Genomic DNA, 11,956 nt, shown 5'->3' on the forward strand with positions numbered 1-11,956 from the left:
AATACCGGACCTCTTCTACAACGACTGCGCATCAGTTGGAGTAGAAGGGGTTTTCTTTTGCCTTCCGTTCAAGACTGGCTGTCACCTTCATCCTCGTCGGTGTCGGGCTCTTCAGTGGTCGAGTCGTCATCGCCCTCGCTACCGCCCTGATCTTTGTCCCCAGCCTCGGAGTCAGATTTGGCAATCATCATCCCGGCATGTATCACCTGCCCGCTCGACACCTGTTCGCCATGCTCCGGGCACTCCGCCCACGCCGCCGACATGCCCACGGACAACATCACTAAAACCTTAAGCAACAGCACAATGCGTTGAAAAATGTTCATAGCCGAATCCATCCTTTTTGGGGTGATGCTTGGGTGCCTGACTGGCGCTGAATGAAATCTAGTTCCGATCAGTGCGGTTCACCAGACAGGACGCTAACGACGGGCTGGAAATGCCCGTGATCGGCAGATTGGTTTTGAATAACAGTTATCTCGAATCGTTATTGCTCTCACAAGGGGATTTGCGTCAGGCAACAAAAAACCCCGCAGCTTTCGCAACGGGGTTCTGTGTGTTTCGACTCAGCGCTTAGTGATGCTCACGCGTCGCACGGAATTTCACGTCCGGCCAGCGCTCCTCCATCAGTGCCAGGTTGACCCGGGTCGGGGCCAGGTAGGTCAGGTGACCACCGCCGTCGATCGCGAGGTTTTCCACCGCCTTGTTGGAGAATTCCTCAAGCTTCTTCTTGTCGCTGCAATCGATCCAGCGCGCGGAATAAACGGTGATCGGCTCGTAGGAGCACTCAACCTTGTATTCCTCTTTCAAGCGGCTGGCGACCACATCGAACTGCAGCACACCGACGGCGCCGAGGATGATGTCGTTGCTGCGCTCAGGGAAGAACACCTGGGTCGCGCCCTCTTCCGCCAACTGCTGCAAGCCTTGACGCAGCTGCTTGGATTTCAACGGATCACGCAGGCGTACGCGACGGAACAGTTCCGGGGCGAAGTGCGGGATACCGGTGAAGCCCAGGGTTTCACCTTCGGTAAAGGTGTCGCCGATCTGGATGGTGCCGTGGTTGTGCAAACCGATGATGTCGCCGGCAAACGCTTCTTCCAGCTGCTCACGCTCGGAGGAGAAGAAGGTCAGCGCGTCACCGATCCGCACATCCTTGCCGGTGCGTACGTGGCGCATCTTCATGCCTTTTTCGTACTTGCCGGAGCAGATACGCATGAAGGCGATACGGTCGCGGTGTTTCGGGTCCATGTTTGCCTGGATCTTGAACACGAAACCGGTGAACTTCTCTTCAACCGGCTCGACGGTGCGCTCGTTGGCGACACGGGCCAATGGCTTCGGCGCCCAGTTGACCACGGCGTCGAGCACATGATCGACACCGAAGTTGCCCAGTGCAGTACCGAAGAACACCGGCGTCAGTTGGCCGTCGAGGAATTCCTGCTGGTTGAACTCGTGGCAGGCGCCCTGCACCAGCTCCAGCTGATCGACAAAGCGATCGTACTCGTCGCCCAAATGTGCGCGAGCTTCATCGGAATCGAGCTTCTCGATGATTTTCACATCGGTGCGTTCGTGGCCGTGACCGGCGGTGTACACGATGATGTAGTCGTCGGCGAGGTGATACACGCCTTTGAAATCGCGGTAGCAACCGATCGGCCAGGTGATCGGCGCAGCCTTGATCTTCAGGACCGCTTCGATCTCGTCGAGCAGTTCAATCGGGTCGCGAATGTCACGGTCGAGTTTGTTGATGAAGCTGACAATCGGCGTGTCACGCAGACGGCAAACGTCCATCAGCGCGATGGTCCGTGGCTCTACACCCTTACCGCCGTCGAGAACCATCAAGGCCGAGTCCACCGCCGTCAGGGTGCGGTAGGTGTCTTCGGAGAAGTCTTCGTGGCCCGGGGTGTCGAGCAGGTTGATCATGTGGTCGCGATACGGGAACTGCATGACCGACGTGGTAATGGAAATACCCCGCTGCTTTTCCATTTCCATCCAGTCGGAGGTGGCATGGCGGTCGGACTTGCGAGACTTCACCGTGCCCGCAATCGCAATCGCCTTGCCCATCAGCAAGAGCTTCTCGGTAATGGTGGTTTTACCGGCATCGGGGTGGGAAATAATGGCGAAAGTGCGGCGTTTCGCGACTTCGGCGGCCTGTTTGGTCATGGGAAATCGCCTGGCAGGTGATTCAAAAAAGGGCGGCGAGTATAGCGCAAACCGAGCCTTACAGACCACCGCTCGCCCTGTCGCTAATGGCGATTGACCGACCCGCGGGGACATCAAGGGTGGCTAAATGCTGTTAATTATGGAACCTTTTAAAAGGTGCAGACGTCCACTCCCCTGTTACGGCACTCGTATCAGGGGCTGAAAAATCAGCAAGTTGGCCTGACGAGGCTGCGCTTATGGCTCGATCTCATGCGGTTCTACTTGCATGAAGAGCTGCTTCTCGCGAACGTTGATGACCCGGCAGCCAGTGATGGCATTGCCACTCGGGACTGCGTTCGCCGACAAAGAAAAAAAGGAGTCCGCCTGTGGCTATTCGCTATGGCAAAGGGCTGATAGGAGGTGCGGTTGTCGTCGCCCTTCTGGCCCTGCTGGTCCATTGGATTGGCATCAACACGATCGAACATTACCGCGACGATTTGTTGTTTTACCTGCAAGCTCATCTGATTCTCGTCCTTGTTTCCATGCTGGCCGCCCTCGTTGTGGGCATTCCCGCCGGTATCTTCCTCAGCCGTCCGTCCATGGTGGACCGAGCTGAGCGCTTCATGCAGCTCTTCAACATCGGCAACACCGTGCCGCCGCTCGCCGTACTGGCCATCGCCCTGGGGATTCTGGGCATCGGCAGCGGCCCCGCGATCTTCGCCCTGTTCCTCGCCTCGCTGTTGCCGATTGTGCGCAACACTTATGAAGGCCTGAAAAACGTTCAGGGTTCACTGAAAGAAGCCGCTGTCGGCATCGGCATGACCCCGACCCAAGTGCTGTGGCGGGTCGAACTGCCAAACGCCGTCCCGATCATCGTTGGTGGCGTTCGCGTGGCCCTGGCGATCAACGTCGGGACGGCTCCGCTGGCGTTCCTGATCGGCGCCAACAGCCTGGGCAGCCTGATTTTCCCCGGCATCGCCCTGAACAATCAGCCGCAACTGCTGCTCGGCGCGGCCTGCACCGCCCTGCTGGCCTTGCTGCTCGACGGCCTGGTGACACTCGCCAGCCGCCTCTGGCTCGAACGCGGCTTGCGCCCGTCTTAAGCCTCGGCAAAGGAATCAATATGAAAAAAATATGCTTATTTCTAGGCTGCGTCCTGCTGTTCGCAGGATTTGCCCAAGCCGCTGAAAAGCCGGTCATCCGCATCGGCGCCCGTGTGTTCACCGAACAAACCCTGCTCGCGGAAATCACCTCCCAATACCTGCGCACCAAGGGTTACGACACTCAAGTAACCGGCGGACTGGGCAGCAACCTCGCTCGCAGCGCCCACGAAAGTGGCCAGCTGGATTTGATGTGGGAATACACCGGCGTGTCGCTGGTGGCTTACAACCACATCACTGACAAGCTCGACAGCGCTCAGTCCTACGCCAAGGTGAAAGAACTCGACGCGAAAAAAGGCCTCATCTGGCTCACCCCGTCGAAATTCAGCAACACCTACGCCCTGGCCCTGCCAGAAAACACCGCCAAGGCTTACCCGCAGATCAACACCATCAGCGAGCTGAACACGGTGCTGCAAGCTGAGCAAAAGGACAATCATCTGGTCGCGCTGGACACCGAGTTCGCCAACCGTTCCGACGGGCTGAACGGCATGGTCGACCTCTACGGCATGAACCTGACGCGCAAAAACATCCGGCAGATGGATGCTGGTTTGGTCTACACCGCCCTGCGCAATGGCCAGGTATTTGCCGGTCTGGTCTACACCACCGACGGTCGTCTTAACGCCTTCAAGCTGAAACTGCTAGAAGACGACAAGCACTACTTCCCGGACTACACCGCCGCGCCGGTGGTACGTCAGGTGTACCTCGACGCCCATCCGAAACTCGCCGAAGAACTCAAGCCGCTGGCTGAACTGTTCGACGACGAAACCATGCGCCAGCTCAACGCGCGGGTCGATGTCGATCACGAAAGCCCTTCATCCGTTGCCGCCGATTTCCTGCGCCAACACCCCATCAAATAAGGAGGAAAAGCCATGGAATTTCTCAACGCCTTTTCCCATCTCGACTGGCCATTGGTGCTGCACCTGACCTGGCAGCACATCACCCTGGTAGGCATCGCCGTGACCCTGGCGATTCTGGTCGGCGTGCCGCTGGGCATTCTGATGACGCGCTTTGCGACGCTCGCCGGCCCGCTGCAAGCCAGCGCCACGGTGCTGCTGACCGTGCCGTCGATTGCGCTGTTCGGCCTGCTGCTGCCGTTTTACTCCAAATTCGGCCAGGGCCTGGGCCCGATGCCGGCGATCACGGCCGTGTTTCTGTACTCGCTGCTGCCGATCATGCGTAACACCTACTTGGCGCTGACCGGCGTCGAACCGGGCATTCGCGAAGCCGCCCGCGGCATCGGCATGACCTTCGGCCAGCGCCTGCGCATGGTCGAGCTGCCCATCGCAGTGCCGGTGATCCTCGCCGGCGTACGCACTGCCGTGGTCATGAACATCGGTGTCATGACCATCGCGGCGACCATCGGCGCCGGTGGCCTCGGTGTACTCATTCTCGCTTCCATCAGCCGCAGCGACATGTCGATGCTGATTGTCGGCGCCGTGCTGGTCAGTCTCCTGGCCATCTTCGCCGACCTGCTTCTGCAATGGCTGCAACGCACGCTGACTCCAAAAGGACTGCTCAAATGATCGAACTTCAAAACCTCAGCAAGACCTTCCAAAGCAACGGCAAAGATGTGAAAGCCGTGGACTCGGTAAGCCTGACCGTCAATGAAGGCGAGATCTGTGTGTTCCTCGGACCATCGGGCTGCGGCAAAAGCACCACGCTGAAGATGATCAATCGTCTGATCAAGCCGACCTCGGGCAAGATCCTGATCAACGGTGAAGACACCACCGACCTCGACGCCGTGACCCTGCGCCGCAACATCGGTTATGTGATCCAGCAAATCGGCCTGTTCCCGAACATGACCATTGAGGAAAACATCACCATCGTTCCGCGCCTGCTGGGCTGGGACAAACAGAAATGCCACGACCGCGCCCGCGAGTTGATGAGCATGATCAAGCTGGAACCCAAGCAATACCTGAATCGCTATCCGCGCGAGTTGTCCGGCGGTCAGCAGCAGCGGATCGGCGTGATTCGTGCCTTGGCGGCGGATGCGCCATTGTTGCTGATGGACGAACCCTTCGGCGCGGTCGACCCGATCAACCGCGAGATGATCCAGAACGAGTTCTTCGAGATGCAGCGCGCGCTGAACAAGACCGTGATCATGGTCAGCCACGACATCGACGAAGCGATCAAGCTGGGCGACAAGATTGCGATCTTCCGCGCCGGCAAGCTGCTGCAGATCGATCACCCGGACACGCTGCTGGCGCACCCGGCGGATGATTTTGTCAGTAACTTCGTGGGTCAGGACAGCACGCTCAAGCGTCTGTTGCTGGTGAAAGCCGAGGACGCGGCGGACAACGCGCCGTCGGTAAGCCCGGAAACGCCGGTGGCTGAAGCCCTGGAGTTGATGGACGAACTCGACCGTCGTTACGTCGTGGTCACCTGTGCAGACAACAAGGCACTGGGTTATGTGCGTCGTCGCGATCTGCACCGTCAGACCGGCACTTGCGCGCAATACCTGCGTGAGTTCAACGCCACGGCGGCGTTTGACGAGCATTTGCGCATCCTGCTGTCGCGGATGTACGAGTTCAACCGCTCTTGGCTACCGGTGATGGATGCGGAGCGGGTGTTCCTGGGAGAAGTGACGCAGGAATCGATTGCCGAATACTTGAGCTCCGGTAAATCCCGTGGGGGCAAGACCAGCATTGTTTCGCCGGCTGAGACTGCGGTGGCCTGATCCCTTTCTACTGATCGTTCCCACGCTCCGCGTGGGAATGCATCCAGAGACGCTCCGTGTCTCAACGGCTGGACGCAGAGCGTCCGGGGCGGCATTCCCACGCAGAGCGTGGGGACGATCATTCCACCTCAAATATCCCTGCTCAGGGAACATCACACTGTCATGCAGGTCGGTTACATCAGTAGCTATCCAGGACCGCACGACGGAAGCGTGCAAAAACGCGACATTTTTTGTTGATCTCAAGCCCCTCACGCCCTAAAGTTCGCGCCGAACGTCCATGCTGGAAACGATCCATCCGGCTCAAGTACTGACGACGAGACAGCAAGGCCAAGGGAAGCACCGCCTCCCGTGGCCTTTTTGCTTTCGGCGACATGCCTTGGGAAGTAGGCGAACCAAAGTGGGGATACGGAGGACGTTCAGGAGGGTGTGTCATCAATGAAATCACGAGTGCGCCGGAGCCTGCTTTTGCGCAGGGCAAGGCGCGAGGCCCGCGGTTTGGTTGTTCCAAATAAGGGACGAGCAACGCAGCCCTGCGCAAAAGCAGGCCCGGCCCTTCGGGTTGTGCCTGAGCGCGCGCCATGCTGCGTTGCAGGCCTTGCGAAGGGAATGACCATTAGCGGCGGCCTGCGCCTTGCCTGGCACGCGCTCAGGCGCAACGCACTCGCGATTTCATTGATGACACACCCTCGCACCCATTGTTAATTTCAGTTTGCCAGTAGGAGTTCCCAGCATGTCGATCAACGTCGAAGACTATTTCGCGCGCGATACCTTCAACAAAATGAAGGCCTTCGCCGACAAACAAGAAACCCCGTTCGTGGTGATCGACACCGCGATGATCAGCCAGGCCTATGACGACCTGCGCGCCGGTTTCGAATTCGCCAAGGTCTACTACGCCGTCAAGGCCAACCCGGCCGTCGAAATCATCGACCTGCTCAAGGAAAAAGGTTCGAACTTCGACATCGCGTCGATCTACGAGCTCGACAAAGTGATGAACCAGGGCGTTGGCCCGGATCGCATCAGCTACGGCAACACCATCAAGAAATCCAAGGACATTCGCTACTTCTACGAGAAGGGCGTGCGTCTGTATGCCACCGACTCCGAAGCCGACCTGCGCAACATCGCCAAGGCTGCACCGGGTTCGAAAGTCTACGTGCGCATCCTCACCGAAGGCTCGACCACGGCTGACTGGCCTTTGTCGCGCAAATTCGGCTGCCAGACCGACATGGCCATGGACCTGCTGATCCTCGCCCGTGACCTGGGCCTGGTGCCGTACGGCATCTCGTTCCACGTCGGCTCGCAACAGCGCGACATCAGCGTCTGGGACGCAGCGATCGCCAAGGTCAAAGTGATCTTCGAACGCCTGAAGGAAGAAGACGGCATTCACCTCAAGCTGATCAACATGGGCGGCGGCTTCCCGGCCAACTACATCACCCGCACCAACAGCCTGGAAACCTACGCTGAAGAAATCATCCGTTTCCTCAAGGAAGACTTCGGTGACGACCTGCCGGAAATCATTCTGGAACCGGGCCGTTCGTTGATCGCCAACGCCGGCATCCTGGTCAGCGAAGTCGTACTGGTCGCGCGTAAATCCCGCACGGCGGTAGAACGCTGGGTGTACACGGATGTGGGCAAGTTCTCCGGTCTGATCGAAACCATGGACGAAGCCATCAAGTTCCCTATCTGGACCGAGAAGAAAGGCGAGATGGAAGAAGTGGTCATCGCCGGACCGACCTGCGACAGCGCCGACATCATGTACGAAAACTACAAGTACGGTTTGCCGCTGAACCTGGCCATCGGTGATCGCTTGTACTGGCTGTCGACCGGTGCGTACACCACCAGCTACAGCGCGGTTGAATTCAATGGCTTTCCGCCGCTGAAGTCGTTTTACGTGTAAGCGCTACGCGTAGAAATCAAAAAGCCCATGACCTGTCATGGGCTTTTTTGTGTCTGCGTTACAGCGGTGTCAGTTGCTGCTCAAGTTCGATTACACGCTGAGCATATTCAGGCGCCAGTGCGCGAAATTGTGAATTTTCTGCGCTTGCCAGGCTGTTGCTCGCCACTCTCAGGAAATTCAGATTTCCACTCGCCAATGCCTTGCGCAACCAGATCAACGCCTCTTCGGCGTTCCCCGCCTCGGCCAGCACAGCGGCATAACTGAACTGCCCACGAAAATCTCCGCCGACCGCCGAACGTCGATACCAGTCACGAGCTGCCGTTAGATCCCTCGGACAAATCCGCCCTTCTTCCAGATAACGCCCAAGCAGGTTCATCGATTTCGCATGCCCCAGTTCGGCGGCACGGCGATACAGATTCAGCGCTCGTTGCGGGTCTTCAATCACACCCCGCCCGGTCGCCAGCAGATTGGCGTAGTTATACATCGCCCAATCCAGCCCGGCTTCGGCAGCGATTCGGTAATGCCGCGCGGCAACCGAGGCATCCGCCGCGCCGCCCCAGCCGTGTTCGTGACAACGGCCAAGCATGTTGCGCGCCATCAGGTGCCCGCCACGGGCGGCGATTTCGAACCAACGCAATGCCAACGGCTGATCCTGCGCGATGCCGTTGCCGTCCAGCAGGATTTGCCCAAGCAGCGCCTGAGCATCGAGTACGCCTTCGCGAGCCGCGATCAAAATTGCCTGGGCCGCGCGCGCCGGACTTTCCGCCAGCATGGCCTTGAGCGAATCACCGTCGAGAACTTCCTCCCTGCGCAGTTGATAAGTCATACCTCGACCCAACGACGCAACAGGTTGTGATACGTGCCGGTGAGGCGGATCAGCGAGGGGTGATCGGGCATGTCCTGGGTCAACTGCTGGATCGCGCCGTCCATCTCGAACAGCAAGGCGCGCTGACTGTCTTCGCGCACCAGGCTTTGCGTCCAGAAAAAAGACGCGTAACGCGTACCGCGGGTGACCGCGTTGACTTTGTGCAGGCTGGTACCGGGATACAAAACCATGTCGCCGGCGGGCAGCTTCACCCGTTGTGTGCCGAAGGTGTCCTGGATTTCCAGCTCACCGCCGTCGTAGTCCTCAGGCTCGCTGAAAAACAGCGTTGCCGACAGATCAGTGCGCACGCGCTCGATGCTGTTTTTGGGCTGGCGCACCGCGTTATCGATATGGAAATCGAAACTGCCGCCGGCCGTGTAACAGTTCAGTAACGGAGGAAAAACCTTGTGCGGTAACGCCGCTGACATAAACAGCGGGTTTTTCCACAGCCGCTCCAACATCGCCGCGCCGACTTCCTTGGCCAGCGGATGGCCTTCAGGCAGCTGCAAATTGTGCTTGGCCTTGGCCGACTGATAGCCGGCGGTGATCTTGCCGTCCGCCCAATCGGCCTGGGCCAGAGCCTCGCGAATGCGCTGCACTTCTTCTTTCGCGAACAAGCCGGGAATGTGCAGCAGCATGGCAAAGGCACCTGGGACCAAAGGGGTGCTAATGGTATTGATTCTTATTGCCCATGTAAAACCTTAACGACGGACGAAACAGCAAAAACCGTAAGGTTAAATTGTAAAGAATGTAAATTCTTCGCGAATAATAACGTTTCGCAATTGATACAAATACGCGTCTACCCTATATTCCGCGTCCTCAAATCCTTGGGGAGGGGAATTCAAATGTCACGTCAACAACCACACGTACCGGTCAGTTCACCACGTTTGCTCGCATCGGCCATTGGCATGGCGATTACTGCCGGCTCCGCGGGCCATATGGTTTTCGCGGCGGAAAAAGCCGACGAAAAAGCACCGGGTAATGTGATTTCGCTGGGCGCGACCGCCATCACTGGCGAGGCCCAGGACGAGACTTCCTACAACGTCGAAAAAGCCTCCTCGCCCAAGTACACCGCGCCGCTGGTAGACACCCCGCGCTCGATCACCGTCATCCCGCAACAAGTCCTGAAGGACACCGGCGCGATGAACATGCAAGACGCACTGCGCACCGTTCCGGGCATCACCTTTGGTGCCGGTGAAGGCGGCAACCCGCAGGGCGACCGTCCGTTCATTCGTGGCTTCGACGCCCAGGGCGACACTTACCTGGACGGCGTGCGCGACACCGGTTCGCAGAGCCGCGAGATCTTCGCCGTCGAATCGATTGAAGTCAGCAAAGGCCCGAACTCGGCCATTGGCGGCCGTGGCGCTGCCGGCGGCAGCATCAACCTGGTGAGCAAAAAAGCCCACTTGGGCGACTCGAATGACGCTGGTTTTACCTGGGGTTCGGACCAGACCCAGCGTTTCACCCTGGACAGCAACTACCAGTTCACCGACACCGCCGCCGGCCGTCTGAACCTGATGAGCCACGAAAGCAACGTCGCCGGCCGTGACAGCGTCGACTACGACCGCTGGGGCATCGCGCCGTCGCTGGCCTTCGGCCTGGGCACCGACACCCGCGTTAACCTCGACTATTACCATCTGGAAAGTAACGACACCCCGGACTCGGGCATTCCGTACACCATCCCGGTGGCCGGTTCGGCTGCGCGCACCAAGTCCAATCCGGACAAACCGAACGATGGCGGCGACAGCTCAAACTTCTACGGCCTGAACGACCGTGACTTCCGCAAGGGCCGCACCGACACCGCGACCTTCGCCATCGAACACGACCTGAACGACGCGCTGACCGTCAAGAACACCCTGCGTCACGGCACCAGCATGCAGGATTACATCCTCACCCAGCCGGACGACAGCAAGGGCAACGTCAACAATGGCAGCGTCTGGCGTCGGGCCAACACCCGTGTCAGCAACACCGAGACCACGACCAACCAGACCGATCTGTTTGGTGACCTGTACATCGCCGGGTTCAAGAACAGCTTCGCCACCGGTATCGAGTTCACCCACGAGGAAAACCAGAAGTCCTCGTACAACGTCAACACCGACACCACCCCGCGAACAGCCGCCGCCACCACCAACTGCTCCCCGGCATTGATCGGCGCGCCAAGTGGTTACAACTGCACCTCGCTGTCCAACCCGAACCCGAAAGATCCTTGGAACGGTGCGATCTCGCGTAACTACGCCGGCACCGACACCAAGGCCAACACCTATGCGCTGTATGTGTTCGACACCCTGGAATTGTCCCCGCAGTGGCTGGTGAACATGGGTCTGCGCTACGACCATTTCGACACCGACTACAAAACCTTCAACAGTTCCAGCGTGACCACGTCCAAGGGCGATGACACCAGCGAGTTCGTCACCGGTCAGTTCGGTGTGGTGTACAAACCGGCGGAAAACGGCAGCATCTATGCGTCCTTCGCGACGTCGGCCACGCCACCGGGCAACACCCTGGGCGAAGGTTCGGAAGGCAACCCGCTGGGCGGCACGCCGGATCGCAACGGCAACCTGCTGAAAAGCGACCTGGAACCGGAAACCACCAAGAACTACGAAATCGGTACCAAGTGGGACTTGATGAATGATCGCCTGTCCCTGACCGCCGACATCTTCCGCACCGAGAAAGACAACGCCCGCGTTCAGGTCGACACCACGAGCTATGAAAACGCCGGCAAAACCCGCGTGCAAGGTGTCGAACTGTCGGCCACCGGCAAGCTCACCGACCAATGGCAAGTGTTCGCCGGTTACGCCTACATGGACAGCGAGCAAGTCGACGGCGGCCCGCTGGGCGCCGCCAACGATGGCAACGAACTGCCTAACACACCGAAAAACAGCGCCAGCCTGTGGACGACCTATCAGGTCACGCCGAAGCTGACCATCGGTGGCGGTGCGTTCTATGTCGACGATGTCTTCGGCAGCGTGGCCAACACCACCATGGTTGATTCCTACGTTCGTTACGACGCGATGGCGGCCTACAAGCTGAGCAAAAACGTCGATCTGCAACTGAACGTACAGAACCTGACCGACGAAACGTACTACGACAAGGCCTTCTCGACCCACTTCGCCAACCAGGCGGCGGGCCGTACGGCATTGCTGAGCACCAACTTCCACTTCTGATTGCAGTCACTACAACACCTGTAGGAGTGAGCCTGCTCGCGCCTACAGGAATGTGGGTGAAGGCTG

10 protein-coding genes are annotated in these 11,956 nt (G+C 58.9%); 6 read left to right on the forward strand and 4 right to left on the reverse strand.

The window, feature by feature from the left end; translation table 11 throughout:
* Positions 1-68 precede the first annotated feature (68 nt).
* The gene (locus J2X66_RS10910; protein WP_310263970.1) at positions 69-323 is read right to left on the reverse strand and encodes a hypothetical protein; all 255 of its coding nucleotides are present in this window, start codon (positions 321-323) and stop codon (positions 69-71) included.
* A 244-nt stretch (positions 324-567) separates the two neighbouring features.
* Positions 568-2,151: a peptide chain release factor 3 gene (locus tag J2X66_RS10915; protein ID WP_027924489.1), complete on the reverse strand. Its 1,584-nt coding sequence runs from the start codon at positions 2,149-2,151 to the stop codon at positions 568-570.
* A 365-nt stretch (positions 2,152-2,516) separates the two neighbouring features.
* Here J2X66_RS10915 and J2X66_RS10920 point away from each other — a divergent pair, with 365 nt between their 5' ends.
* From J2X66_RS10920 to J2X66_RS10940, 5 genes are all read left to right on the forward strand, one after another.
* Entirely contained in the window at positions 2,517-3,233 is a 717-nt protein-coding gene (locus J2X66_RS10920) for an ABC transporter permease (RefSeq protein ID WP_027924488.1), read from the forward strand.
* Positions 3,234-3,253: 20 nt separating this feature from the next.
* The gene (locus tag J2X66_RS10925) at positions 3,254-4,147 is read left to right on the forward strand and encodes a glycine betaine ABC transporter substrate-binding protein (protein WP_310263974.1); all 894 of its coding nucleotides are present in this window, start codon (positions 3,254-3,256) and stop codon (positions 4,145-4,147) included.
* Between the two features lie 12 nt (positions 4,148-4,159).
* On the forward strand, positions 4,160-4,813 hold the full coding sequence (locus tag J2X66_RS10930) for an ABC transporter permease (RefSeq protein WP_310263977.1): 654 nt from the start codon (positions 4,160-4,162) through the stop codon (positions 4,811-4,813).
* Positions 4,810-5,967 carry a betaine/proline/choline family ABC transporter ATP-binding protein gene (locus tag J2X66_RS10935; protein WP_008148962.1) on the forward strand — a complete coding sequence of 386 codons (1,158 nt, stop codon included), beginning with the start codon at positions 4,810-4,812 and terminating at the stop codon, positions 5,965-5,967. The genes J2X66_RS10930 and J2X66_RS10935 overlap by 4 nt, the downstream gene beginning before the upstream one ends.
* A gap of 730 nt (positions 5,968-6,697) precedes the next feature.
* Complete coding sequence (locus J2X66_RS10940; RefSeq protein WP_027924486.1) at positions 6,698-7,861, forward strand: type III PLP-dependent enzyme; 1,164 nt, start codon at positions 6,698-6,700, stop codon at positions 7,859-7,861.
* 58 nt (positions 7,862-7,919) lie between these two features.
* On the opposite strand, the gene J2X66_RS10945 is transcribed toward J2X66_RS10940, so the two are convergent.
* Together J2X66_RS10945 and J2X66_RS10950 are read right to left on the reverse strand one after the other, a co-directional pair.
* Positions 7,920-8,687, reverse strand: coding sequence for a tetratricopeptide repeat protein (locus J2X66_RS10945; RefSeq protein WP_310263981.1), 768 nt, complete (start codon positions 8,685-8,687; stop codon positions 7,920-7,922).
* The gene (locus tag J2X66_RS10950; protein WP_310263984.1) at positions 8,684-9,364 is read right to left on the reverse strand and encodes a Fe2+-dependent dioxygenase; all 681 of its coding nucleotides are present in this window, start codon (positions 9,362-9,364) and stop codon (positions 8,684-8,686) included. Before J2X66_RS10950 ends, J2X66_RS10945 begins: the two co-directional genes overlap by 4 nt.
* 207 nt (positions 9,365-9,571) lie before the next feature.
* Between J2X66_RS10950 and J2X66_RS10955 the strand changes: the two genes are divergently transcribed.
* Positions 9,572-11,890: a TonB-dependent siderophore receptor gene (locus J2X66_RS10955; protein WP_310263987.1), complete on the forward strand. Its 2,319-nt coding sequence runs from the start codon at positions 9,572-9,574 to the stop codon at positions 11,888-11,890.
* Positions 11,891-11,956: the final 66 nt, after the last annotated feature.

It is taken from the genome of Pseudomonas sp. 3296 (assembly GCF_031456615.1).
GTDB lineage: Bacteria > Pseudomonadota > Gammaproteobacteria > Pseudomonadales > Pseudomonadaceae > Aquipseudomonas > Aquipseudomonas mucoides.